The sequence below is a fragment of the Mucilaginibacter aquaedulcis genome (genome assembly GCF_030409325.1).
In the GTDB taxonomy this organism is placed as follows: Bacteria; Bacteroidota; Bacteroidia; order Sphingobacteriales; family Sphingobacteriaceae; genus Mucilaginibacter; species Mucilaginibacter aquaedulcis.
Genome location: NZ_JAUFPR010000002.1, coordinates 1,586,147 through 1,611,855, shown reverse-complemented (window position 1 = coordinate 1,611,855; position 25,709 = coordinate 1,586,147). Strand labels below are relative to the sequence as shown.

19 protein-coding genes are annotated in these 25,709 nt (G+C 40.5%); 14 read left to right on the top strand and 5 right to left on the bottom strand.

The window, feature by feature from the left end; genetic code table 11:
- On the bottom strand, positions 1-738 hold the full coding sequence (locus QWZ01_RS11025) for a LytR/AlgR family response regulator transcription factor (RefSeq protein WP_290323376.1): 738 nt from the start codon (positions 736-738) through the stop codon (positions 1-3).
- Positions 735-1,820: a sensor histidine kinase gene (locus QWZ01_RS11020; RefSeq protein ID WP_290323375.1), complete on the bottom strand. Its 1,086-nt coding sequence runs from the start codon at positions 1,818-1,820 to the stop codon at positions 735-737. The genes QWZ01_RS11025 and QWZ01_RS11020 overlap by 4 nt, the downstream gene beginning before the upstream one ends.
- 266 nt (positions 1,821-2,086) lie before the next feature.
- Here QWZ01_RS11020 and QWZ01_RS11015 point away from each other — a divergent pair, with 266 nt between their 5' ends.
- The 7 genes from QWZ01_RS11015 to QWZ01_RS10985 all read left to right on the top strand — a co-directional run bounded on the left by QWZ01_RS11015 (position 2,087) and on the right by QWZ01_RS10985 (position 9,329).
- On the top strand, positions 2,087-3,286 hold the full coding sequence (locus QWZ01_RS11015) for a hypothetical protein (protein ID WP_290323374.1): 1,200 nt from the start codon (positions 2,087-2,089) through the stop codon (positions 3,284-3,286).
- A 296-nt stretch (positions 3,287-3,582) separates the two neighbouring features.
- Entirely contained in the window at positions 3,583-3,804 is a 222-nt protein-coding gene (locus tag QWZ01_RS11010) for a helix-turn-helix domain-containing protein (RefSeq protein WP_290323373.1), read from the top strand.
- A 431-nt stretch (positions 3,805-4,235) separates the two neighbouring features.
- Positions 4,236-4,385 carry a helix-turn-helix domain-containing protein gene (locus QWZ01_RS11005; RefSeq protein WP_290323372.1) on the top strand — a complete coding sequence of 50 codons (150 nt, stop codon included), beginning with the start codon at positions 4,236-4,238 and terminating at the stop codon, positions 4,383-4,385.
- 29 nt (positions 4,386-4,414) lie between these two features.
- Positions 4,415-4,657 carry a hypothetical protein gene (locus tag QWZ01_RS11000; RefSeq protein ID WP_290323371.1) on the top strand — a complete coding sequence of 81 codons (243 nt, stop codon included), beginning with the start codon at positions 4,415-4,417 and terminating at the stop codon, positions 4,655-4,657.
- Between the two features lie 484 nt (positions 4,658-5,141).
- Positions 5,142-7,475 carry a hypothetical protein gene (locus tag QWZ01_RS10995; protein WP_290323370.1) on the top strand — a complete coding sequence of 778 codons (2,334 nt, stop codon included), beginning with the start codon at positions 5,142-5,144 and terminating at the stop codon, positions 7,473-7,475.
- A 1-nt stretch (position 7,476) separates the two neighbouring features.
- Positions 7,477-8,466, top strand: coding sequence for a collagen binding domain-containing protein (locus QWZ01_RS10990; protein ID WP_290323369.1), 990 nt, complete (start codon positions 7,477-7,479; stop codon positions 8,464-8,466).
- On the top strand, positions 8,463-9,329 hold the full coding sequence (locus QWZ01_RS10985; RefSeq protein WP_290323368.1) for a zinc metalloprotease: 867 nt from the start codon (positions 8,463-8,465) through the stop codon (positions 9,327-9,329). Before QWZ01_RS10990 ends, QWZ01_RS10985 begins: the two co-directional genes overlap by 4 nt.
- A 293-nt stretch (positions 9,330-9,622) precedes the next feature.
- On the opposite strand, the gene QWZ01_RS10980 is transcribed toward QWZ01_RS10985, so the two are convergent.
- On the bottom strand, positions 9,623-9,778 hold the full coding sequence (locus tag QWZ01_RS10980) for a hypothetical protein (RefSeq protein ID WP_290323367.1): 156 nt from the start codon (positions 9,776-9,778) through the stop codon (positions 9,623-9,625).
- A 1,138-nt stretch (positions 9,779-10,916) separates the two neighbouring features.
- On the opposite strand from QWZ01_RS10980, the gene QWZ01_RS10975 reads away from it, so the two are divergent.
- The 7 genes from QWZ01_RS10975 to QWZ01_RS10945 all read left to right on the top strand — a co-directional run bounded on the left by QWZ01_RS10975 (position 10,917) and on the right by QWZ01_RS10945 (position 23,363).
- Entirely contained in the window at positions 10,917-11,150 is a 234-nt protein-coding gene (locus tag QWZ01_RS10975) for a class I lanthipeptide (RefSeq protein ID WP_290323366.1), read from the top strand.
- Between the two features lie 226 nt (positions 11,151-11,376).
- The gene (locus QWZ01_RS10970; RefSeq protein ID WP_290323365.1) at positions 11,377-12,441 is read left to right on the top strand and encodes a lanthionine synthetase LanC family protein; all 1,065 of its coding nucleotides are present in this window, start codon (positions 11,377-11,379) and stop codon (positions 12,439-12,441) included.
- Between the two features lie 3 nt (positions 12,442-12,444).
- Complete coding sequence (locus tag QWZ01_RS10965; RefSeq protein WP_290323364.1) at positions 12,445-15,573, top strand: lantibiotic dehydratase; 3,129 nt, start codon at positions 12,445-12,447, stop codon at positions 15,571-15,573.
- The gene (locus QWZ01_RS10960) at positions 15,570-16,796 is read left to right on the top strand and encodes a LicD family protein (RefSeq protein WP_290323363.1); all 1,227 of its coding nucleotides are present in this window, start codon (positions 15,570-15,572) and stop codon (positions 16,794-16,796) included. The genes QWZ01_RS10965 and QWZ01_RS10960 overlap by 4 nt, the downstream gene beginning before the upstream one ends.
- Positions 16,797-16,804: 8 nt before the next feature.
- Entirely contained in the window at positions 16,805-19,501 is a 2,697-nt protein-coding gene (locus QWZ01_RS10955) for a TonB-dependent receptor plug domain-containing protein (RefSeq protein WP_290323362.1), read from the top strand.
- A 248-nt stretch (positions 19,502-19,749) separates the two neighbouring features.
- Positions 19,750-21,987: a peptidase domain-containing ABC transporter gene (locus tag QWZ01_RS10950; protein ID WP_290323361.1), complete on the top strand. Its 2,238-nt coding sequence runs from the start codon at positions 19,750-19,752 to the stop codon at positions 21,985-21,987.
- A gap of 29 nt (positions 21,988-22,016) precedes the next feature.
- A complete protein-coding gene (locus QWZ01_RS10945) occupies positions 22,017-23,363 on the top strand; it encodes an HlyD family secretion protein (protein ID WP_290323360.1) in 1,347 nt (448 codons plus the stop codon).
- On the opposite strand, the gene QWZ01_RS10940 is transcribed toward QWZ01_RS10945, so the two are convergent.
- Complete coding sequence (locus QWZ01_RS10940; RefSeq protein ID WP_290323359.1) at positions 23,341-23,493, bottom strand: hypothetical protein; 153 nt, start codon at positions 23,491-23,493, stop codon at positions 23,341-23,343. The two genes, QWZ01_RS10945 and QWZ01_RS10940, sit on opposite strands and share 23 nt — an antisense overlap.
- 469 nt (positions 23,494-23,962) lie before the next feature.
- Positions 23,963-25,066 (bottom strand): hypothetical protein, encoded by a 1,104-nt coding sequence (locus tag QWZ01_RS10935; RefSeq protein WP_290323358.1) that lies wholly within the window; start codon positions 25,064-25,066, stop codon positions 23,963-23,965.
- Between the last annotated feature and the right edge of the window lie 643 nt (positions 25,067-25,709).

Below are 25,709 nucleotides of genomic sequence, written 5' to 3'. Positions count from 1 at the left end.
TCATCCCCGCTCGTCATATTTGCCGCCGGAGAACGAAGCTTTCATTTTTTGATGAAATTCCTTGCGAAATACTCTGCCGATAGGCAGCGCGTTTCCGGTCCTCGTCGTGAGGTATCCGTAATCCAATGAAGCAATGAAATGATGGTTGACGATATGAGACTTGTGGATCCGGGAAAAATCGGCGGCCGGCAGTTTTTCCAAAATATCCGTCATGCTCATATAGGTTATCACGCTCTGTTCTTTGATATGAATTTCAACGTAGTTCAACGCAGCGGTGATGTGGCTGATTTGATTAAAGTCTATTTTAATGTATTTGTTACCCACGCCTCCCCTGGCAAAAAGGAAGGTGCCTTCACCAGGGACCGCTGAGCCGCCAAAATTTATATTTCTTCTGATCTTTTGAATGCATTTCAAAAACCGTTCGTAGCTGATGGGTTTTAGCAAATAGTCCACAGCCTGTTGCTCGAATGCCTCCAGTGCATATTCACGGTACGAGGTTACGAAAATGATGATGGACCGATGATTTACGAGTGCCGCAAAATCCAGTCCCGATAATTCCGGCATGTCTACATCCAGAAAAATCAATTGCGGCGGAATGCCGGAAGATACAATGGTCAGCGCCTCCAGCGGATCGGTAGCCGTTCCCGCAAGTTCGAGCCCCGGTGTCATGGTTACGAAATTGCGTAATAACTCTACTGCATGCGGCTCATCATCGATAATGTAAGACGTCAGGGTCATAAGGCTATAAATAATTGGGTTTCAAAATAAGTCTCCTGATCTGTCAGGTGCAAGTGATATCTCCCCGGATAAGCGAAATCCATGCGTTTCTTGATATTTTCAATACCGATTCTGGTGCTTCTGGCGAACCGGCTTTTTGCTTTTTTTAGGTTGTACGTGAAAAATGACAGTTCCCCATGCGCATTTATCTGTACCCGCAGAACAGCAGGATGAGACGGGTTTTTCAAAGAACCGTGTTTGAAAAGGTTTTCCACCAGGGTAAACAGGATGAGCGGTATGATTCTGTAATTTTCCAAATCTCCTGATTTTTCAATGTTTAGAAAAAGTTTTCCGTTAAACCGCTGCTGGTTGATCTCGATTAGATTACTGATTTGCGTCAATTCCGCTGCTACGGATGTTTTGCCGTCCTCACCTGCGCCGTCCAGACAAAAACGAAGCATGTCTGAAAGTAACATGATGGAGCGGGCCGCTTCCGGTGTCTGCTGAAGTACGCTGGTATAAACAAAACTGAGTGAGTTGAACAACATATGCGGATTGATCTGATGTTGCAGATAAGCATTGCGGGTTTCGGATAACTTTAGCTCAATCACTGACTTATCCTGTTGAACAAGCAGGCGTTCACGTTCCGCTTCCAGGGCCTGCTTGCGAAAAAAGGCGATATGTCCGGCAGCCCAGTAAAAAAGCGCAATTATAGTATAATACCCTGTCCTTATCAGTGTGGAAACGACAAAAAACTGCGTTTGCTTATCGAACTTCCGCAGATCAATCCTGGGGGTATAAAGAAAATTATTCAGCGCCAGTTTCGCCAGAAGATTGCCGGTGAAAAGCAGCATAAGCAGGAAGAAGCCGAGAAAATAACTCGGTTTATCGCTCGTGAAAATGAAGTTAAGTATACGTACAAAAAGGTAGAAATAGGCGATATTTAAGCTGTAATAATATACGTAAATATAACCTTGTTCCAGGTGTACCCCGCTATAATATAAACCGGCGATTTCATAACAAATAAACAGCGCCCAGCAGAGCCCGTGTACGATTAGCGCTCTGTTAAATAGGTGATTCAGTTTGATGGATTTTATTTTCATGGAAAATATTGTCGTTTATATAATAATTAACGTCGTTCGTATAGCAGATGCTGTAGGAAGTATTTTTATGTATAATTTAATAAAAAAATAAATATATGAGAACAAAAAACAAAACATTTAACCGGAAAATCAGAGTTATTACACCATTCAATGCAAATGCCGGTATTTCCAAACAACCGGAGACGGAACCGACAACCATCACGATCTTAACGACTACCCATTTTCATAACAGGTAGCTTTTATTTGATCAAAAAACGAAAGAAGTAATGTTGCAGGATGAACTTGAACCACTGAGAAACCTGACCCGGGAACTTGTTTCTTCGGCAAATGGGGCAGACGTACTGACGGTCGTTAATCCATCAGAATGTGTCCGTAATGTTCACGAGGTCTGTAAAGAAATTCAGGCCTCCTGGTTAAGTGCTTTTTTTTCAGAGTCTGGTGATCACAGCCTGAAACGTTATTTCGATTTTCATCAGGAAGGGATTCGGGAAATTTCCGATTCCCTCTTCTTTTTTTTACAAACGAACGATGTAGGACCGGAAGCTGCAGGCGATATTTCCCTGATGAATGAATACATCTGTTCACTGATTGTACATATTCAAAATCACCATGCTTCTTTTTTCAATGATAAGTTAAACAGTCCTTTGTATTTACGAAAGACCAGGCTGCATCCGCACTTGCAAAAGTTTTCACAGCTGGTTAACCGGCTTGCTGAAGCGACTTTAGATCAGGCTTTGAAGGATAGCCTGATGTTGTACTTCGAGGAGTCGCGGCAGGCTGAATATGGCGGTTTCTATACTTATTATGCGATCGGATATTTTACCTTGTTCGTGGAAAAAATAGCTTCGTTATTTTCTCCGGGAGCTCCTGAGGACGGGGAACTGGAGATTGTGCTCAACGGGCTGGAGTTTAACCGGCTGGATTATTTTTTTTACGAAAGTAATAAGATTTTGCATGGCTGTTCGGAAATGACTGAGCTACAGAACCGGGTCAACTTTTTCAGGGAAAAAAAGATCGAAATCGTCTTGTTATCAAATCGACTGACAAAAAAATGTCTCCCTGAATTTCCTTCATTATCGGTAATGTTCGAAAATTGGCTGGATGAACAGATTGAGAAGGTGATGAGTGAAGGGTCCCATACCCAGGCCGCGTCTTCCGCTAATCCGAAAAAAAAGATAACGCTGAACCTTTCTGTGGCACAGATTGCTTGTTTTATTCGCATATTCCATGGTTGTAAGGTAATTTCGGATAACGCGCTGGCAGATACTTTCCGACTGATTTCCGCTAACTTCAGTTCAAAAATGCAGGAAGATATTTCCGAAAAAAGTCTGAGCAAAGAATATTACAGCATCTCTCAGTCCACGGCCCGGAGAGTGATGGATATTATTCAAAATTTGCTGGATAACCTCAGAAATGGTTTTTTCCCCCTGCTGGCTGTAGCAGGTGTAATATGGAGTGTTTCATAAGAAAGCTGGTTAATTCCCCTAACCACGTGTAACTAAAGCCTTTCCTGCAAAACAGCTCTTCTGGTCTTGTCTCTATAATATCCCTGACACGGGCAAACTTCATTTCACTGCTTGCCTGTTTGAATTCATTGCTGAATTCAAGTGTTTGGATAGAAGATTCGAGTAACACCGCAATTTCCATTGCCTTTGGATTTTATTGATTATTATAAACTAATCTGCTATGAAAATAATAAAAATATTTAAATAGCGCATATATGCGTCAATAGAAAATACATATATGCCTCATTTTCGATCTTGTGATCAATATCAAAGATGAGCGGCTTATCAAATCATTTGGATTAAAACTCAGAGAATTCCGGAACGCTCAGGGCTTATCACAGGAGATATTAGCAAATCTGGCCAATATGCCGCTATCACAAATTGGTAGAATTGAAAGGGGATTGATCAACCCGACTTTAAGCACCATTGGAGCGCTCAGCACTGCGCTTGACATCCCTATCAAAGATTTTTTTTCCTGAAAAACGCTTGGCAGACTGATTATTTCAGCAAAATCATGTTTGTAATCTATTGCTGCCGATTTATTATGAGATTCAAAGTTTCCGGCAACGGCATGATGACAATCATATGTTTATATCGGTGCCAGGCGGTTTATTGATTGATCTCCTGGTTGCCTGTTAGCTAAATAAGTTTTATTGTATTTGACAATGCTATCGCAAGTAATCATATGTTCGTTGATTTGGTTTGTATTGCGATGACAACCTCGTGACTAAGGTAATAATAACTAATTAGCCGGGAAAAGGTTTAACGATACTTTGATCGCTGTTCAACGTATTCTATTTTGGTAATTTAATTTCCTGCATAGAATTTACATTTCATCTGGTAGTATTAACGGGCAATCAGAGTGCTAAGTTTCAGGTTCAGTATCGAGCCATTTCAATTGTATTTTACAATGGCTTTGTTATTTTTTACATCTATATTTATTAATAAATTAGCTATATCAGAACCTAAATTACACATTGGCCGCAAAATCGGTAAAATAAGAGAGTTACGCGGAATGAAGCAAAAAACATTAGCTGCGGAACTCGGCATTAGCCAATAACTATTTCTAAAATTGAACAGAGGACCGATATGAAGGATGACGCACTACAAAAGATTGCCAAAATTTTAGGTGTGATTGTAGAAGGAATAATGCATTTTACTGAAGATTCAGTCTTTAATAACATCAATAATTTTCCCGATAACTCAATTCGATCTCTGAAAACCAACGGTAGTGGCAATTGGCGTGTAGTATTCTCAATTTTTTCAGAGCTCAAAAATATTGAAGTTTTTCCAAATAAATCCACTAATACACGAATCGAAAATTGTATTTAACTTTTTTGCTTTTTTTACTTCATAAAACAATTCCATCCTTTGTCCAGGATAACCATTGCAAGGGCCTATTTGCTATGCTCGAAACCAAGAATGGATCCAATGTCTGTCATAAAGGATAAAATCAGACAAGAAATACAATGGATGACAAGGCTATTCGTAACACTATCGACCGCCTTAGCGAAAGTAAAGATTTGTTGACTTGCATACTCGGTGAACAGATAAATCTCATAAAAATAATTACTACAGTGTAAAGCTTTTTAAATCCTAAGCTATTGTGGCAATTGCCCGAAATTTGCTTTCTATTAGGTTTTCGTTAATAAAAATCTAACAAAAATATTTTATTATTTTTTTTATAACATGTTGATTTAGTGTGCTATATTTATGGTAGTCTAATTACTCTAAGTATAATAATATGTTAGTATAGCTTTATTCCGCAGCTCAGAAAAGCTTGGTTGCCGCACACCCTAATCTCATCTTTCACACTATGAAGTTGTCCTGTTTTCTTTTTTTGATTGCTTTATTAAATACGGTCTTTTGTTCCTTCCGGGCGACAGGTCAGACGTTTGATGCTAATGGCCACTATGTTCCGCCAAACAGTAATGATGAATTATATGTCGCAAACACTGTCGTTAAATTTAACCCAGGGACTTTAGATGAAGCGGGCTACGAGGTTATTAAAAAACAGTTACTCGAACGGATAAATGCCGCAATAGCCTATATTGATCACGATCAGAAGACTGTTACAGCCATTTATTCGCAGTTATTCGGCAAGGATTTTGCATCTCGGTTTTATTCGGAATTACGGCATATGCAAGCCTATTTAAATGATGGCATTAAGACTCCTTTTGTTTATCCGGATCTATTCGACTATGAGCAGTTGGAGGCTATGAAACGTCATCCATTATTTGTTGAACCAATAGCGGGTCCCTTATCACCTGATCTGCTCTCATTTAACCTGCCCAAAAATGATCTGCTAACCCAATTTATTTTGGGTCGTTATCGCAATAGCTTGAAATCAGATCCCGTTGCGAGCCGAAAAATGGATGCAAATTATCTTGCGGAGTGGCAAAAGATCGAAAATAATTTCGACCAACTTAAAAAGTTAGAGTCTGATATCATCAAATTTAAAACTAATAAATACAAGTTAACGAATGAGGATATTGTCTGCGTGAAGAATCGTCAGGAAGCTATCAAATTGGAAGAATGTGCCTTGGTAGGAGCGATAGGTCAGAGTAGGTTTTTACAGCAATGGCTGTGGTATTCAGGAGGAGTTCCGGTCATCAATCCCTTGGGTACTACTCCGGCAGATCGCCGTTATCCTGGGACCGAAACCAATACATTTTATACAGCAGATCTCAGGAAGAAGCAAGATGAATTGAACGGAACAAACGCGCTGGAAAACTTTGCGACGACGAAAATCATTTATAACAGTCTTGGCCTGTTGATTATAAATTCAAAGGACAAGCATAATTATAAACTGGCAGAATATGATGCTGCGGAAAACGAGCCGGGTAATGGTAACTATTATAAGATTCTGTCTGATGCGCCTGAACAGCTTAAAAATAACTTGGGCTTAAAGCTTGCTATTTACAATGTGCCTGCTGATCAGACGATTACTCCTGTACCAGGTCATGAGGACCTTGCCTACCAGAGTAAGGGCAGTTTGATATTGGGTGGGGTCTTCAATCAATGGCTGTCTCTACAAACCCTGATAAGCACCAATCTAGCGACTTTTGGTGCTCTACAACCACTATTGAATCCGTCGGAGGCAACTCCGGTGCCGATTCGCTTTTCATCTTCAGGGCAAGCCGAATGGCTTGATAATGGCAAATCACAGCATGCCCAAAAGCCTCCGGGTGCGCTGATCGAAGGAATCCCTATTGGCACCCAATTTATACCGCTCACAGGCAAAGATCAGGATGAGGATAAACGTCGGTTGATCATAGCATGGTACGTGTCTGAAGGATGGGATACCCACAATAAAAACTTTTTGGCTCAAATGGAGGGATTTATTAAATGGGATCATAACAGGAATTTTCTTCATTACGATTCGGGACTTCACGAGTTTAAAATAGAGGTTCAACATTTGACCGATAATTTCAAAGCCTATATAGAAGAAATTAAGAGGAAGGTGGAACTTTTAAATGCCCAGCTCAAGTTAGTACAGGAAAAATTAATTGCTACCGAAGCTTATGTGCGCATTACAAACCGTTCACTACCGCCCGAAAAATTTGAGGAAAAAATAGGTAAGAGCCCTGTACTGGTAACCTTCACCTATAATTTTAAATTACCTTCGGCTCCTGTCACCTTGACCTATACCATAACCGCTACAGGGCAGGAGAAAGGCGCAACACCAAAGGAAGTTGCCAGTGGCCGCAGTAATGTTATCGAAACTCAGCGCTTCGATTTTAGCGTCGGCCTTGCTTATACTTTTCCGACCTATTATGTTACCCACGATGGTACTCTGCCGACAACGGATCTGGGTGACCATTTTCAATTTACCGCTGGAGCACATATCTATCCATTTGGTGAATTAAATAAATTGGGAAAAGGATTAGGGCCATTCAATGAACGTTTTTCGACATACTTCGGATTAAGCCTTTCTCACCCTCTGGATAATTATTTTGCAGGCTTCAGTTATGACATCACACCCGGGATACGGCCGACCATAGGATGGCACTGGTATAAGAATGTCAGGTATAAGGTGCTAAATAATTCAATTGTTGACAAGGTATCCGGAATTAATGCAGCAGGTTTTTTCATTTCGGTAAATTTTGAACCAGCAATTTTGATAAAAAGGGCGACCGCAAAAAATTAATATGAAAAAAATCCTAATATCAGCAGCCGCGATTATGCTACTTTTAGTGATCGCATGCTCTAAATACAACACTTTTAAAGACAGTAGTCCCACTGGCGTGCCAGCGTATCTATTCGGCAAACTTCAGCTGACAGACACCCTATCCCAGAATGTGATTGATAAACCTTTAGCTTCTAAAACTGTATACATTTGCTTCAGTGAAAACTACGATGGACTTAATTTCCTTTACAGCACGACAACGGATGCAGACGGGTATTTTAAGTTCACGCAACTGAATTCTGCGAAGACTTATATTGTGTTTTACAAGGAGGTCACCACCACAGCAACATTTATCGCCCAATCAGCGGCGTTACAATTGCCACAGGAAAAGTATGTTCTACAGGCTTCTTTACAGCAAACGGACCAAACCGGTTTGTTGGCTACAATCCAGGATGAAAAGGGTAACCCACTGAAAGGCGCTGCGCTGTGTTTCGGGGCCTCTCCTGTTGCTATGAGAACAGGTGTTTGCGATGGTTCGAATTATTCAGGTATCAGTAGTGACGAACTTGGCCATGCTTCAGTCTTTAATGTTACACCTAACACTTATTACGCACTTGCAAAACTGACCATCAACAATGTGGTTTATAGTGATACTGCCAAGATTGTAATTACTGCCCGGAATTTGCTATCGAAAACCTTTAAGTTGAAACCGCCTGCTATGTCTTCTCCGTCAACCAGCCTTTCAGTCCAACTTACTGATGCCAACGGAAGCAGTATTGCCGGCGGAAGTTTCTGCCTATTCACCTCCAAGATAGCTTTTGCCAGGGACACCTGTGAAGCCAGCAATTATTCAATCCAAACGGATGTAACGGGGAAGGGCAGTATTATGAATATTCCTGAAGGTAAATATTACGTATTGGCACAGTTAGCTTTTAAAAATGGTAAATTACTGGCGCGGGATAGTGTTTTATTGGGAGGTGCTCCTGTGAATTTAATTATGCGACTAAAATGACCTGGGTTAAGCTCAAAATCTTAGGGGTTTACTGTGGTTTATCCATCGCAGTGGCTGGCTGCGAACATGAAAAGGCCTTCAATGGTCCTCCTATATGCACGGAGGTGTATTCCGATAAAGTAATTCCTCCGTGGGAGAATAATTTTATTTCAGCTGCTCCAAAAGCTCTTGTCTGGCCAACAGTTAGAGGAAAGGCATTAATATTAACCGTAAAATTCTTTAACGGATCTCCATTTCAGCAAAGCTGTGTGCGGGAGTTTGCACAGGAGTGGATAAATGCTTCATCCCTGATCGAAAATACAAATACGCATAAAATCCAATTTGAATTTTTGGACAAGGATTCACCGGATTCAGCAGATATTCGGATACGATTCACCGGGTCAATTTCTCAATCACGCGTCGGACGGGATTGTTTAAATTTAGGACAGGACGCAGCGACTACATTAATTGGATATATCGACCGGGCCTATAACTGGAAAGTGAGACGTGCAATGGTTTTGCATGAACTTGGACATACCTTGGGATTGGTTCATGAACACCAAAATCCGGATTCGGCTATTCCCTGGGATTCGAGTAAGGTTTATGCTTACTATATGGACAAACGTTACGAAGATCCACCGTGGGACAGTATTGAAGTAGAACGAAATATTTTTTATCGTTACGCCAGGAACGAAGTTAATTGGCTGAAATTCGATGAAGATTCTATTATGTGTTATTCATTTGCTGCGCCATTAATCAAAGCTCAAACATCAACGCCCTGGAATAATGATCTTTCCAGTCAGGACATCGCTTTTATAAAAATTTTATATTCAGATCTGCCATCCGGCCCTTTCGGTATTTATGCTCCGGAAACGTTGCCGTAGTGCTCCACATTTGTGATTGATACTTTATCGCATCGCAATGGTGTAGGAATCATCAAGTCAACCATCACTTTTGTATAGTGCTGATATCTGGAAATTTCTCATGTTGAAAAGTGGATAGACCAAACCGAAGGAGTTATGTCCTAATCTGGAATTGACTACTTAATTTCCGAGAAACCGACACGTTCAAGATATTTTTTACTTGATACTCCAATAATTTATCGTAGGGCATTAGATGAATTTACTGTTGGCCAAACTGTCTCATACGCTTTTCAATAACTTCCAGGTTATCATCCTTATCCTGCTTCCGTCTCATTAAAAAGATGGTAACTGATCTTCCCCGGACGCCAGCCATACTGCTTACGAATAATTTCGTCAAACTGTCCGCCTTCCAAATAATCCTTATAATCGTTGATCTGCCCCAAATGTCCGAATACTCGAGAAAGCACCATACAACTGCTTTAATTCCTCAGTCCTGGCATCAATCTTCTGACGGCGCTTTACCTCTAGCGGTGAATGTTTCCTAATGTTGATTTAATACTTATAGATGCCGTTAAACTATTGAAAAATAAACATTTTTTTGAAGTAAAATTTAATAAATCGATTTACAATCCTTTAGCTATCTACGTCGGGCCCATAATCAATCGACAAAATAACATTCCTCCTATAATTTCGTCAGACGAAGCATTAATTTTATCAAAAGGGCATTTTAAAGCAAAATAATACGACATGACATTAGTTGATTTGTACACAGAAAACTATAAGCAGAATTGGAAACTATTTTAATTGAAAAAGACTCCTCAGAAGAAATAGTTTATACCTTAAAGTTATTGAGCACGGATTTCAGCTCAATGATCGATTGGATCCCCTTTGATTCATCGACAAACCAAGATAGTTTAGTCTGCATTTTAAATACAGACTTAAATTGGGGAGACGATTTTTCACAGGTTTGCAGATGGAAATGACTCATTGTAAGGAATTGATCGCGGTAAAAAATACGACACCGTTCATCATGGTTAATCAAGCTCAAATATGTCCTCGTTTCTTTTTGCATTTCATCTCCGTTACTAATAGCCAGACCGACCAGGTTTCAAATCTAATATCTAACACATATTTGAGCGTAACGTAATCTGAAATTGTCAGGAGTTGAAGGTTGGTCTAGGTATTATCGCTGGTAATATTCAATTTATGTTAATTGAATATTAATATTATATTAAATATATATTATCTGAATTTATAAAAATAAGGGCACCGCTGACTTTTTCATTGTCCTTACTGTGTTTTTCCAAACATTTACAGTTAGTAAGTGGAGAAATAAATCTTTAATATATTGATTATTAAATAGTTGTTTAGGTGGGTTTAAATCCGGTATACTTAAATCAGAAAATGAATCCGTTCTGTATAAATACGATTAGTATTAAATAATTAAAATATTTCAATAATTGCTCTTTTTGATGTTATTATTTCTTATTATTGCTGCATAATTAAATATGATTCGGGCGTTTTATGTATCATTTTGGTTGATTTAACCGGAACGGTGATTTATTACCCGATTCATTTTAAAACTAAACCTTAAACACATAATATCTAATGAAAAAAATCAAATTAAATGCCTCAAGGCTTGAATTATCAAAGGAAAAAATCGCTTCTCTATCAAGGCAAGATCTTCAAAAAATAAGAGGTGGCGGAGGCGATGATCCCACCTATGGATCAGGCTCTCTGGATGAATGCGACACCTTAAACTGTTCACCATTTTGTGAATCAGGGATGTTCGAGGATACTTGCGAAAACTGTTTATCCAGGGTTCAGTTGTGCGGAAAATAATTTTTTATGCGTTAAAAATTCGAAAACGTTCCAAAAAGAGCAATAGTATCAGGTTAGTTATTGACCGACTTATGGAGTGATTTTGTTGTTAATAGCCGGTTGATCAGTAACTAATAACATGTTTAAAGAAGAAGTCATTCATTCTCTGTTTAAGGAGATCGATTGCCATCAACATCAAAAACTTTCTTTACTAGGCGGAAATGCAGGATTTCTTCTTTTTAAATATTTGTATCAAAAGAGATACGGTGACCTCAGCGCGCTAACCGAGTTTCATGAGGAAATTCAGCAGCTTGCGGAAAATTCCTTTACGATAGCAAATCCTACGTTTTGTAACGGTCTGGCTGGTGTAAACTGGTTTTTCAGATTTCTGAACCAGCAAGAGGCTGTTCTGGATGATGATGACACCGCATCTATTTGCAACAGAGATGCCATGCTTGAAGAAGCAAGCCTAACCTTTTTGAACGCAGGTAATTATGATTTTTTACATGGGGGGTTAGGGATTGCTTATTATTTACTATATCAAAACCCCGCTGAAAGGCAAAACTATTTTTCTCAGGTATTTCAAATTCTTAAGCTGCAACTCATCGGGCAAGATCAGGGCAGTGCGTTAGCAGCCTATGATTTTGCCGGTAAAAAAGTTGTTTTGGAAGACGTAAACCTGGGTTTGGCGCATGGCGTTCCGAGTATTCTTAAATTTTGCATTCAGTGTATCAGCATGGGTATTTGTGTTGACGAGAGTCGGTACATCGCGAATAAAATAAGCAGTTATTTAGTTTACCAGGGTAGTTTACAGGGCACTTTTCCGAGTATGGTGAAAAATAACAGGTACGGCGCTATGCCTGATTCCCGGTTAGCATGGTGCTATGGAGATATCGGTACCGGCTTTACCCTTTATCAGGCCGCTTTGGTACTGAACGATTTTAAACTTAAAATGTTCGCAGAAGATATTTTGGAAAGGTCCTGCAGAAGGAGACTGCCAAAAGATACAGGAGTCATGGATGCCTGTATTTGCCATGGTTCGGCAGGCATCGCTCATGTTTATAATAAAATGTGGTTTTATACGAAAAAAGAGGTATTCAAATCAGCTGCTGAATATTGGTTGGACGTAACGCTTGATTTTCGGGTTTTTGAGAAAGGAGTTGCAGGTTACATGATGTATCGTTTTGATACGGCTCCCCGGTATGAGAACGTTTACGGACTACTGGGAGGCGCAGCCGGGATAGGTTTGGTGTTATTAAGTTATTTAACCGGAGATTTCAGCTGGGACTATTGTTTACTGTTAAATGACTGACAGATGCGTGAGATAGCTTTTAAACCCTTTCCTTTCGTTCTCCTAAGAACGCCGTTACAAAGTGTTCGCCTGGCATATCAGCTTTCCGGCCATAACTATTCTCCTTTATTTATGGAGGGACTTTATTTATCATCTCCTGATTTTTGGACGGAGGTGCGTAAAACAGGGTTCAATAACGGTGGGAAAATAGCGGAAACCTTAAGTAAGTATTGGTTGAGGAGTTGCACAAGGGCAACACCTTACGGCACTTTAGCCGGCTGTAGTTTACTCGCTGTAGGCCGGGCTGAAACAAGCCTGGTTCTCAAAGAAAGCGAAGAACACAAACGGCATGTACGACTGGATATGAATTTTGTCACGGCAATGACTGAAGCCATAACCTCGCAATCCTTACTAACAGAAGAAGTTAAACTTTATACGAACAACACATTATACTATTTGCAGGATAAGATCAGGTATGTAGAATACAGGATTCTAAATAATAAGAGAACCTATCAGCTGAGTTCTGTAAATGGGAACCCCTATCTGCATGCCGTACTAAAAAGAGCGTCGAATGGTGCGACAATCAAGGAATTGATTCCAGAGGTAAGAGAACTAGAAGATGTGGAAGAGGATGAAGCAAGGGTATTTATACTTAGTTTGATAGAGGAAAAAATATTGAGTTCAGAACTGGAGCCTTGCGTCACCGGCTGCGAACCCTTCAATCAACTTATTGATAAATTAGATATTGTTCCGGAGAGTGAAGAGCTAAAGCGGCAGATGAGGGATATAAGTCATTCTTTAGCAAATCCCCGATCAGGCATTGATTTTTTCATAGAGGTTGAACAAAAGCTGCGAGAATTGCTAATGTATGAGCGAAGTGAACCCTTTGCTTTTCCGAAGCAGCTGTTTCAGGTTGATCTTTTTCCTGAAATGATGCAAAATCAAATGGAGGACCTTCTGGTAGAAGAAATCGTAGATCAGGTTTCGCGGTTAATGTTAATTTCGAGAAAGAGAAGCAATCCCGAACTGGAATCGTTCAGGGAAAGATTTAAATCTAAATACGGCGATGCGCAGGTTCCTTTAGCGATGGCACTGGATGCAGATATTGGGATAGGTTATGCAGGAATAAATTCTGGTGTGAGCGGATTTGATGAATTGATAGACAATCTTCCTGAAAACGAATTACAAGATTCAGCATTTTACGAAGTAGACTATATTGTCAGGTATGTTATAGACAAGTATCATCATTTTTTGAGCACCGGTGCCAGGCAAATTGAGATTACCGAAGATGATCTGAATAGAATAATTCCCAAAAAAAGCACACCGAACTACCCCAATAGCATGTATATAATGGGAAGCTTGTTTCGTGCAAATGAGAAACTGAACAAAGATAATTTTCTGTTTTCTTTGTCTTCAGTTGACGGACCGTCGGGAGCAAGGCTGATGGGGCGGTTTGCACACGGATGTGAAAAAATAAATCAGGCGGTTCAGGAAATCATACGCCAGGAAGAAAGCCAGCAACCTGAAGTGATATTTGCGGAGATTGTTCATTTGCCCCAGGCGAGAGTGGGCAATATACTTTTAAGGCCGGTATTCAGAAAATATGAGATCCCATATGTTGGAAAGTCAGGCATTGCCCTGGAAGAGCAATTGCCGATTGATGACCTGGTTATTCGATTGGTGAAAGATAGCGTTATACTTTTCAGTAAAAAACATAACAAACAAGTGATACCGCGTTTGACGGTTGCACACAACTTTTTATCCGGAGGCCTGCCTATTTATAAGTTTCTATGTGACTTACAATTTCAGGGCTTTTCCAGCCCTGTTTTATGGGATTGGGGGCTTTTAGCAACTTTGCCCCACTTACCCCGTGTTGTATACAAAAATATAGTTGTAAGAAAAGCCACATGGAAAATTGAAGAAACAGAATTAACAGGTACGCCCCAAGAAAGTTCAGAACGGTTATCCTATTTGAAAAACTATTGTGCAAAAAGGGGTATTCCATCGCGGGTTGTTTATAAAGAGCGTGATAACGACTTGCTGATCGACTTTGAAGAAGAAAGAGGGGTAAGCTTGTTTTTGCATTACCTGAAAAGAAACAGGCGCCTCGTAATTGAAGAATTTCTTGTAAACGAGGAAAATTTTGTGGTTACTGACAATCAAAAACAGCCTTTTACAAACGAAATAATTATTCCAATCTTTTCCGGTCAAGGCAATCATGCCGATCAGGCTCTTAGCAGGCTCGACTTTAATGCAGGCCTTGTTAAACGGAATTTTACGCCACACAGCGAATGGCTATATTTTAAAATTTACTGTGGCGGTAAAACTGCTGAGAATTTGCTCAAAACGGTTATTAACCCGTTTATAGAGCATGGCCTTAGTCAACAGTTGTTTGAATCTTTTTTCTTTATTCGTTACAGGGAAAAGGACGAGTCACCTCATTTACGTCTGCGTTTTTTTAATAGCGATTTAAAAAAGCAGCAGGTTGTTCAGGAGCTATTCTTTAAGCTGTTAAATCCGCATGTGGAAGCCGGCGTAATCGAAAAAGTTTGCCTGGACACTTATTCCAGAGAACTGGAAAGATATAAAGGTGTGCTGATCGAAGAAGCGGAAGAACTATTTTTCCATGACAGCCTTGCTGTTATAAGATTTATCAGTTTACTTGAAGACGATAGTGAGCAATACCGCATGCTGTTTGCCATGCGTGGGATAGACATGCTTTTAAACGATTTTGAATTTGACCTTGCCGGTAAACTTGCACTATCGGGCCATATACAAAAGAGCTTTTTCCTTGAATTCGGCGGACACTTATCACTTCAAAAGAAACTTAACGAACGTTACCGAAAATACCAGCGGTTTATCTTTTCCCATATGAATCAGGAAATGGATCAACACCATGAAATTGCCGAAGGTGTAGTCATCTTTAATCACAGATCCTCTATGAACGCCTCAACTATCAGAAAAATTTTCTCAAAACTTCCTGAAAGGCGGGAAAGTGCGCTATTTAGTCTTTTACCGAGTTACATACATATGTTTATGAACAGGTTGTTTATTGGTAAACAGCGAAAATATGAACTGGTTATATATCACTTTTTAGAACGTTATTATCATTCACAATCCGTTATCATAAAAGGTAATCAAAATGCTGTATGAATAAATACTTCCTTACATCAGGGCATCATGAAGATTTTTACGTTTACAACGAAATTGGAAACAGCAGGATTGCATCTGCCAGTGAAAATTCTTTTTGTTCTTTCGACGAAGAATACTTCTTTACTATGTACGATGTGAAGATGACGGATCTTGAAGCCAACTATTACAAAGCCCATTATCTTACATGGAAACATTTTATTGAATATGGCGCAGGGGATGTCTGCATGATTTGTGAAGACAAGGTAAGGCTGAAAGCAGACCATGAATTTATCGAGGATTTAGCCAATCAGCTACCCGAAGACGCTGACCTGTTTTTGCCCTACAACCGGTTAAATCTGGATGAGGAAAATAAGACCCCGGAAATCTGTACTAGTACTTTAGGTTACTTTGTTGGCTGTCCCTTATACTTTTTGACAAGAAAAGGTGCCGAAAAATTGTTGAAGTATGATATTATCCGAATGCCGTTGGACGAGACGATTTTAGCACTTTCCATTTCCGGAGACCTGACTGTGGATTACACCGAGTTAGCTATTTGTGAATATGATTATTTAAAATCAACAAGTTACTTGTCTCGCCAAAATGCCCTGAAAAAGGCTTTGTTTACCAATAGTAGATGGAGGGAGCAGGACAGCGCTATCGTGCGGAAGATTATCGGTTATTTGGCTGGTTATTGCTCACGCCTTCAAATTGATCTTGTTCTGCATGCTGGTTCTCTGATCGGGGCTATCAGGCACGGGGGAATCATGCCATGGGATGATGATGTAGATTTTGCGGTGCATAGCTTGATGATTCCGAAACTCGCCGCATTGATTAGGGAGGAAGGGATTTTGGGTATCAGTCCAATGATCTTTCCAAAAACCAGTTCTGTATATTTCAAATGCTGGCTCTTGGATGAGGGAGATGAAACGCCAGGAATTAATTACCGGTTCCCGTTTGTGGATATTTGGGTGTTTTATGACCAGATAGAAGAAGGCTATATTGTGCATAAGGAAGGGCACCGATATCCGAAGAATATCTGTATGCCTTTCAGGGATGCTTATTTTGAAGGCAGCCACGTTAAAATGCCCTATGACCCACTGGGGACCCTAGATCTTCAATATCCGGGATGGCGTGACCGTATTATTGTTTATCCATGGAACCACCGTTTTAAAAAAGAATCATCGAGCGTGCTGAGTTTACCTATTCAGGTGAACCAGGACGGGACATACCTGGCAGACTTATGAATAAACGAATGAGAGCTCATTTTGGCATAATAGCAAGTTTGATTTTTGTATTTGCCATAGCAATAGCTTCAGTGACCGAAGATGAACCGCTTAAAATGATGATTGCCGCGTTGGAGAAGTTCAGAACAACCTATCCGCAGGAAAAGATACATCTTCATTTGGATAAACCATTTTACGCCACAGGAGATAATATCTGGTTTAAAGCCTATGTGGTGAATGCAGAATCGCATCAGTTAACAAGTTTAAGTAAAGTTATTAACGTTGAATTGATTGATGAACAAAACGTTATTCAGCAAAGCCTTCGTCTTCCTTTGAGGGCAGGAGTTTCCTGGGGAGATTTTCAGTTAGCCGATACCTTGCAGGAAGGGAATTATCGCATCAGGGCTTACACCAATTACATGCGCAATTTTGATGAAGCGTATTTTTTTAATCAAACCATTCAGATAGGAAATGCGATTTCGAGCAATGTCGTCACCACTGTAAATTATGTATATGAAACCCATGAGTCGCCGAAGGTGGATGCCACCATCAATTATGCCGATATGGATGGAAACGTATTTGCCGGTCGGGAAGTAAGTTATGACGTACAATTGGGACAGAAAAATATTGTCAAAGGTAAAGCTATGACAGACGATAAAGGGAATATACATATCAGTTTCCCTGGCAGCCTGCCGGGGAAACTGATATCAGGGCGTATAAATACCGTTTTGGAGATAGATAAACAACATCAGGTTCATAAATGCGTTCCGGTGAGATCGGAGGCCAAGGCAACGGATATTCAGTTCTTTCCCGAAGGGGGAGCCTCGGTCTGCGGAATCCGATCAAGGATGGCATTTAAGGCAACCGGGCCCGATGGCAAAGGTGAAAATATCTCAGGCTATATTATGGATGCCAATGAAAAAAAAATGTGCGAGTTTAAATCTGAACATGCCGGAATGGGCAGTTTTATGCTGCAACCTGTCAACGGGATGCAATACTCGGCCATCGTCAAATTCCCGGATGGCTCAGAAAAAAAAATAACGTTACCTCAGGCGCAGTCAGCAGGGTTTGTATTAGAGGCCGATAATTCAGACACCACAAACCTATTGGTGAAAATAAGCTCGAGCCCGTCTATGATCTCGGCCGGAGGAAATGTTGTTCTGGTTGCTCAGAGCAATTCGGTAGTAAAATTCGTATCCAAAAACAAACTGGATCATGCTGTTTTCAGCGCCAGTATTCCAAAAAGTCGTTTTCCTACAGGGATACTGCAGCTTACCCTTTTTAACCAGCAATACGAGCCCGTTGCAGAACGGCTTGTATTTATTAAACACCAGGACTTTTTGAATGTTTCTGTGAATGAGCTACACGCCTCCGGTGCGGGTGAAAAAATTAAGTTGAATATGGATGTAAAAGACCGTTCGGGCAAACCGGTGTTTGGAAGTTTTTCCGTAGCTGTAACGGATGCCGCTACAGTTCAGGCAGATGCGTTCGGGGGGAACAGCATTGTAAGTAATCTCCTGCTGACTGGCGATATTAAGGGCTATGTAGAGCAACCCGGTTATTATTTTGCAGGAAAAAGCCCACTGGAAGCATATCATTTAGATAACCTGATGATGACACAGGGCTGGCGAAGATTTGCCTGGAAAAAAATTCTCACCGGAAATTTCCCTGCCCTCACCTATGATGCGGAAGATGGAATTACCATAAGCGGCAGGGTTACGCAAAACAAAAAGCCTGTACACGGAGGTAAAGTAACACTGGTATCGTCACAAGGAAGTTTGCTTGTGATGGATACGGTTACGGAGGCAGACGGGCGTTTTGCCTTTAAAAATCTCAGTTTCCCTGATAGCACACACTTTGCTGTACAGGCCAGGACCGCCAAGGGTAACAGGTTTGTAGATATTGAATTAGACGGAATAGCGCAACTTGCGCCTGCTGAGAACACAAACACGGCGGAAACTGAGTTAAATGTCAATAAAAAATTAAGCGCTTACCTGAAGAGTAATCGTGAACGGTTTGACGTTCTTCGGCATCTCCATGCGCTGCCTAAAAACATCGCGCTTTCGGAAGTCAAAATTATTGGCCGCCGGGCCAGAACGATCGAAGGATCATCAAACCTTGCGGGTCGGGCCGATGAAATTATCACTGCGGATCAGTTGGAAGGATGTGTTAGTTTAGATCAGTGTCTGCAAGGAAAAGTGGCTGGCTTGGTTATACAGGACAGCATGGCATTCTTAATCAGAAGTATGCATTCTTCGCTAACTTCCCGTACACCGATGACGGTTATCTTCGATGGCACAAGAGTAGAACCGTCGTTCCTGTCTATGATCAATCCACAGGATGTGGAAGGAGTGGAGGTGCTAAAGGGAGCTACCGCAGCTATTTACGGCATGTATGGGGGCGGAGGGGTTCTGATTATCACCTCCAAGGGACCGAAAAGCAGAATCTATAATACTTATTCGGGAGGTATAGTAACGACGATGCCTAAAGGATACTATAAGGCGAGGCAATTTTACGTGCCAAATTACAGTGGCCTTTACGCGGGCGGGAAAACTGCAGATCGTCAGACAACCGTTTATTGGAATCCGAACATTATTGTAAAGGATGGAAAAGCATCATTTGAATATTTTAATTCAGACAACAAGGGGACTTATAAAGTAACATTGGAAGGTATAGATGCCAACGGAACATTGGGAAGGTATATATATGATTATAAGGTGAATTGATATCAGAAGGCTGTATCGATACGGGAAAAACAGGGAATGGCTGCCAACGAAACGGCGTGTTTAAAATAATAAGAACGATAGCCGTTTTCTTTATACAACAACTGAAACCTTTGATTTATTGTAGCACGACTCAACACTTACCGGGCCTGTTGAAAGCTGATGACATATATGATTACTTTTTTATAAAAAAATAAGCGTGAAGAAAACGGCGGCCTTTCTGGTCGGCATGTTTTAGAGACCAACTGTTAATGACGGACAAAAAGTTTACATTTTACAGGCAGTTAAATGCCATGGATTGTGGCCCAACCTGCCTGCGGATGATAGCCAAGTATTATGGGAGGCACTATAATGCAGATACCCTGCGACAAATGACAGGGTTTAATAAAAGGGGCGTGTCTTTGTTGGGAATTAGTGAAACCGCTGAGAAAATAGGTTTCAGGACAAGAGGTGTCCAATTAAATCTTGACCAGCTGAACCTGGCGGCCCTTCCCTGTATTTTACACTGGAATCAAAACCATTTCGTGGTATTATACGCTATTTCAATAAGCAGGTGGAGGAAAAGCTATGTGTCTGTAGCGGATCCCGGTATCGGTATCGTTCAATATCCTTTAAGAGATTTTTTAGCACGATGGGCCTTTTCAAAGAATGAGGATAATGAGCGTGTAGGTATAGCATTACTGATGGAGCCAGGTCCTGATTTTTACAGATCAGAAGGTGAAAAAGAGCAAAAGCTTGATTGGTCATTGATCTTGAAATATCTACATGGTGCCAGATGGCAGTTGGTTAATGTTTTTATCGCTTTAATCATCAGTTCGCTTATTTCACTGATTTTTCCGTTTTTAACCCAAAGCATTGTTGATACCGGCATCAATGCCCAAAATCTTCAGTACGTGGTCATGGTGCTGATTGCCCAGCTTATGCTGACATTCAGCCAAACCGCAATAGGTTTTGTAAGGAACAGGTTGCTGCTGCGTATATCTAACATTTTAAATATTCAGATTTTATCAGATTTCTGGATAAAACTCACCAGGCTGCCGGTATCTTACTTTGATGTTCATCATACCGGAGATACCCTGCAGCGCATACGTGATCATAATACGGTACAAGGATTCCTCACCGGAACAGCGCTTACCACGCTATTTTCTGTTTTTAATTTTGTGATATATGCTGCGGTGCTGATCCTATACAATATGCAGCTGTTCTTTATCTTTTGCGGTGGAAGTTTGCTCTATTTCCTGTGGGTCAAATTGTTTTTAAATGTCCGCAGAAAACTCAACTACGAAACTTTTCATTTGTCTGCAAAGGAAAATAACAGCACACTGCAACTGATTCAGGGGATGCAGGAGATAAGACTCAACAATGCAGAAATGCCAAAGCGATGGGAGTGGGAAAATATTCAGGCAAATATCTTCAAGCTCGATTTTAAATCATTAAATTATAGTCAGATTCAGTCAGCCGGCGCTGCTTTTATTAATCAGGTACAGGGAATAATAATCAGTTTTTTTGTAGCCAGGTTAGTAATCGAAGGCCAACTGACACTCGGAGCCATGCTGGCCATACAATATGTTATCGGTCAGCTGAATACACCGGTGCAGCAATGGGTAGGTTTTGTACAGAGTTTTCAGGATGCCAAAATCAGTATGGAGCGTTTGAACGAAATCCATCAGCTCGATAATGAAGAAAATCATGAACGAAGTTATATTCAACAGCTGCCCGCGATGAACAACATACAATTGGATAACCTGTCGTTTACTTACCCTGGGGCCGGTAACGAACCTGTACTTGAAAATATCAGTTTAACAATACCTGATCGTAAAGTGACCGCAATTGTTGGCGTCAGCGGTAGCGGTAAAACCACGCTGATAAAATTGTTATTGAAAGTTTACGGACAATATGAAGGGGAGATTCGCATTGGCCCGTTTGAAGGTGAAGACAAAAAGACAGGAACGAACCTGGGTTTTATCGGTCATCAGTTCTGGAGAAGCCAATGCGGAGCAGTGTTACAGGATGGTTACATCTTCAATGATACTATTGCTCGTAATATTGCGGTTGGTGTTGAAAGTATTGATTATCAGAATCTTCAAAAAAGCGCGCGTGTCGCAAATATTCATTATTTTATTGAGTCACTCCCAAACGGTTATTATACGAAGCTCGGTGCGGAAGGAACAAATTTGAGCCAGGGACAAAAACAACGGATACTGATTGCCAGGGCAGTGTATAAAGATCCTAAGTTTATCTTTTTTGACGAAGCAACCAACTCACTCGACGGCAATAATGAAAAAACTATTCTGCAAAATCTTAACATCTTTTTTAAAGGACGAACGGTTGTGGTAGTAGCGCACCGGTTGAGTACGGTTAGAAACGCAGACAAAATCATCGTTTTAGAAAAGGGAAAAATCGCAGAGGAGGGAACTCATGAAGAATTAACTAATCTGAAAAAGAAATATTATGAGCTTGTCAAAAATCAACTGGAGCTTGGAAATTAATATTTGCCGGTTAAATTAAATTTCAGATAATGAATAAGGATCGCGTTGAGGATAACGCATTGTTTAAAGAAACAATTCATCATGCGGAGGCGAACAAGAACTTTCAGGAACGTTCAGATATCACAATGGAGATTGTCGGCCACAAGCCGGGGTTCGCGGAAAAATGGGCACTCTTGATTTTTATAGTATTGATCATATGCCTGTTAATCGGAACATGGTTTATTCACTATCCTGATATTATAGAAGGTGACGCTGTTTTTACCGCAGAAAACGCTCCGAAAGAAATAATTGCCAGGCAAAGTGGGAAACTGATGAAACTCCTGGTTAAAAATTCGCAACAGGTAAAACAGGGCGAAATAATCGGTTTGATGGAAAGCACCGCATCGGCAGATGAAGTTTTAGAATTATCGTGCAGGTTGGAAACTAGCTTAAAACTGGTGTCTAAAAACGGAACCCTTGAAATTTCGCAGCAATTCCAAAAACGGCTTAATAATTTAGGTGAGATGCAGGAGGCTTATCAAACTTTTGATGCCGCGTGGCAGATTTACAACGATTATGCCATTAATGGTTTCTATTATAAGAAAAAAAATGTGCTGAATCAAGAAATCACAGGCCTTAAACAAATGATGGATAGGGTGAGCGAGCAAAAAGAGATATATCGCAAGGATAGTGAACTGGCGAGGAAAACTTTTGAAATGAATGAGGCGCTATTTAAGGAAAAAGTTATTACCGCAGAGGAATACAGGCAGGCCCGCGGAAATTTACTGAATAAACTTTTGCCGGTCCCACAGGCGGAAGTCAGCATGTTATCTCAGCAAAACCTTATACTGGATAAACAAAAGGAAATAGATCAATTAGGGCATGATATAAATCAGCAACAAAAGATATTTGAACAAGCACTGTACACATTAAAAAGTCAGGTTGACAACTGGATAAAAAATTATATTATCCAGGCACCTACCGATGGGGTATTGGTATTTGTTCTTCCACTTCAAAAAAGCCAATATATCAGCCAGGGAAAGCTTTTAGGATATGTAAATCCTCCCGATACTCACTACTATGCCGAACTTCACCTCTCCCAAAATAATTTTGGCAAAATCGATACAGGAATGCGCGTACAATTGCGGTTAAACGCTTATCCATATCAGGAAGTTGGTTTTGTTTCAGGACGTCTTGACTATATTTCAAGTGTTACTGTTGATAGTGGTTTTCTTGGCACAATCAAGCTAGACAAGGGATTTATCACAAATCAAAACGAAAAATTGGTTTACAAGCCCGGACTTAAAGCGCGTGCACTGATTATAACAAAAGACTTGCCTCTTTTTGAAAGAATGTATCATTGTATAATTAAATCTACATCTGTTCAAAGCAAGTAGGGTGAGTACCTGATATCCGTATACCGCGCATGTTGTAAAGCAACGATTTAACTTCATTTGATCCGTATTTGGCAATGCGCTCCTTAATAAACACCGAATCGGCATGTAGAAAAACATATTTAGGTGCCATGATAACCCGTGCGTTACTGATCAAGCCATTCTTGCTGGCGAGGAACAATTTACCTGTTGTATCGCCCTCGCCATAGGTGTCCGTCGTGCGTATTTTAACATACAGCGGTTTAACGATGACCTTCCCGTTGGTGTCAGCCAGTCCCTATAATTTCCCTTCGCGGTAAGGTATGCCGATCCTGCTGAGCGGTTGCTGCAGTGACCATCATTAGATTGCACAAGAAGAAGCAAATAGTTTTTCTCATGGCGGATAGACTACAGGTCAGAAAGAGGCCTGTAATTACGGGTGAAAAAATGTGAAATTACAATTAATTACATTGTGGTCCAATTGCGGACTAATGTCTTTGTTATACAGTATTGAAGTGCAGGATGACTATCACCGGGTTTGCCCGTCGATAAAAGGGGGATTTTTAATCGATTTATTGACGAACTATGATGTAAGTTTTTCTCTATAAAGTAGAATATCCCATCTAAGGCATCCTGGGTAGTTCAAATAGCTGATAAACATAACCTTCCGGGGTACTACCCGATAAGCTTGTGCCATTTTCACTGACCACCAATTGTAATTCTTTAAAATCCACCTTTTCGGTAACCAAATGAGACGGCTTAACCCAAATAAACTTGCCGGTCTTCACATCCCGATCCATTACTTTCGGGGATACGATCAGCACCTGTTGTCTGAGCTTACCGGTGAAAGTGATCTCCAAATGTCTCTCATGGTAGTTCAGGACCGTCTTGGCTGTTTCTACACGGAAATTTGCCAGGGAGTCTTTCAAGCCCGGGATGGTCAATATCTTTAAGGGTATTTCCAAGGTTTGAACCGCGTCCTGCCGAAATTGCAACTTCGGAGACATCATATCGTCAAGCCGTTCTGCCACTGCATTCTGGAAAAAGCCCGTGATATTATAAAATTGTTGCAAACGTTGACTGGTTTCGTTATCATTCTTCCCCTGTATGTAAGTGCTGTAGATCACCTCTGCCGTCTTCTTCGGAAATTGTTTTTCCACTACAGCGGCAAGAGCATGGACCTGCTTGATGGTAGAGTAAGGCATCTTTACCTTCATCTGTTTATTGACATGATCAATAAACAGGTCATATTTATCCTTTTTAGTGCCATCAGTCTCTATAAAAAAATTCATTGTATTGGCGATCATTTGATCTGTGGTGATACGCAATACATCGCGGGCCAACAGAAAATAACTTTGATATTGATAATCAAAAGAGGTAATATCAAAAGGCTTATAGTTAAGTAACTCCTGTGAGTACTGAACCTTGATCTGACCAGGACCGGATAGCAAACGAAGGCCACCCGTGTTGGGAAGCATTAAAGCCGACGCAGAACTCCCGGCCAGGTTAAAGCTGAGGAACTTCGTAGCAGAACGCGCGTTGTCTGAACTTTGCAGATTGCGAACAAAAATAGGCTGAAGGGTCCTTGTAATCCACTGTTGTACATAGGGCATATTTTGAGGATAATGATCCCCCGGCTCCAGGGTGTAAAGGTCGCTTAATTTGTTTTGAGCAGATGCACATAGGGCGGTACCCAGTAAGAATAGTGATAGCAGGTAGGTTTTCATGAAGTAAAGGTAGTATTTAATCGGAAACCATCCGATTTTCCAAACCCCATATAAAGTGAACAAAAGCCCTGATAGCTGATTGATCAGCAATCAGGGCTTTTGTTTGTACAGGAGTATTTTTCAAACGGGCTTAGCGATATCCGTGTTCGTTTGAATGCCTTTAACCTTATTATGGTTAAATTCCGCATAAGTATTTGAGCAGGCTAAATATATATAACAGTTGTGCTTTTCCTAAAAAAATGTCCAAGTACCGGGACGGAAATTATTCTAGTGTAAATAGTATTTAAAAAACATACCTGTCAAAATGTATTCTATCGATTCAAACAATTTATATTCATGCGCAACCGCTTCAAGACGATATCGTACACCGGCGTCTTACCTGGAAATTTCCACAATGTTATTCAGCGAGAATTTTATTGATAAATAATTAATGATTATGTTTAAATTTTAATGATTTAAGCCTTACACAAAGACAATGGAAATAAAGGAACTCGTTGACTTGATCAATTCTTTCAGGTTTGAGGATGTAGTCAAGAGGAAAAAGACCGCTATCTAACAGGAGGGGATTATGGTTTCCATTCTTATTACCAGACCTCCGACGACGACAAAAAGTTTATCATAAACGGACTAAAAAAGTTTATCA

Excerpts from the sequence above, each read along its gene's own strand:
- QWZ01_RS11025 (WP_290323376.1), bottom strand. The coding sequence starts at position 738 with ATGACCCTGACGTCTTACATTATCGATGATGAGCCGCATGCAGTAGAG.
- QWZ01_RS11020 (WP_290323375.1), bottom strand. The coding sequence starts at position 1,820 with ATGAAAATAAAATCCATCAAACTGAATCACCTATTTAACAGAGCGCTA.
- QWZ01_RS11015 (WP_290323374.1), top strand. The coding sequence starts at position 2,087 with ATGTTGCAGGATGAACTTGAACCACTGAGAAACCTGACCCGGGAACTT.
- QWZ01_RS11005 (WP_290323372.1), top strand. The coding sequence starts at position 4,236 with ATGGCTTTGTTATTTTTTACATCTATATTTATTAATAAATTAGCTATA.
- QWZ01_RS11000 (WP_290323371.1), top strand. The coding sequence starts at position 4,415 with ATGAAGGATGACGCACTACAAAAGATTGCCAAAATTTTAGGTGTGATT.
- QWZ01_RS10995 (WP_290323370.1), top strand. The coding sequence starts at position 5,142 with ATGAAGTTGTCCTGTTTTCTTTTTTTGATTGCTTTATTAAATACGGTC.
- QWZ01_RS10990 (WP_290323369.1), top strand. The coding sequence starts at position 7,477 with ATGAAAAAAATCCTAATATCAGCAGCCGCGATTATGCTACTTTTAGTG.
- QWZ01_RS10985 (WP_290323368.1), top strand. The coding sequence starts at position 8,463 with ATGACCTGGGTTAAGCTCAAAATCTTAGGGGTTTACTGTGGTTTATCC.
- QWZ01_RS10980 (WP_290323367.1), bottom strand. The coding sequence starts at position 9,778 with ATGGTGCTTTCTCGAGTATTCGGACATTTGGGGCAGATCAACGATTAT.
- QWZ01_RS10975 (WP_290323366.1), top strand. The coding sequence starts at position 10,917 with ATGAAAAAAATCAAATTAAATGCCTCAAGGCTTGAATTATCAAAGGAA.
- QWZ01_RS10965 (WP_290323364.1), top strand. The coding sequence starts at position 12,445 with ATGCGTGAGATAGCTTTTAAACCCTTTCCTTTCGTTCTCCTAAGAACG.
- QWZ01_RS10960 (WP_290323363.1), top strand. The coding sequence starts at position 15,570 with ATGAATAAATACTTCCTTACATCAGGGCATCATGAAGATTTTTACGTT.
- QWZ01_RS10955 (WP_290323362.1), top strand. The coding sequence starts at position 16,805 with ATGAGAGCTCATTTTGGCATAATAGCAAGTTTGATTTTTGTATTTGCC.
- QWZ01_RS10950 (WP_290323361.1), top strand. The coding sequence starts at position 19,750 with ATGACGGACAAAAAGTTTACATTTTACAGGCAGTTAAATGCCATGGAT.
- QWZ01_RS10945 (WP_290323360.1), top strand. The coding sequence starts at position 22,017 with ATGAATAAGGATCGCGTTGAGGATAACGCATTGTTTAAAGAAACAATT.
- QWZ01_RS10940 (WP_290323359.1), bottom strand. The coding sequence starts at position 23,493 with ATGGCACCTAAATATGTTTTTCTACATGCCGATTCGGTGTTTATTAAG.
- QWZ01_RS10935 (WP_290323358.1), bottom strand. The coding sequence starts at position 25,066 with ATGAAAACCTACCTGCTATCACTATTCTTACTGGGTACCGCCCTATGT.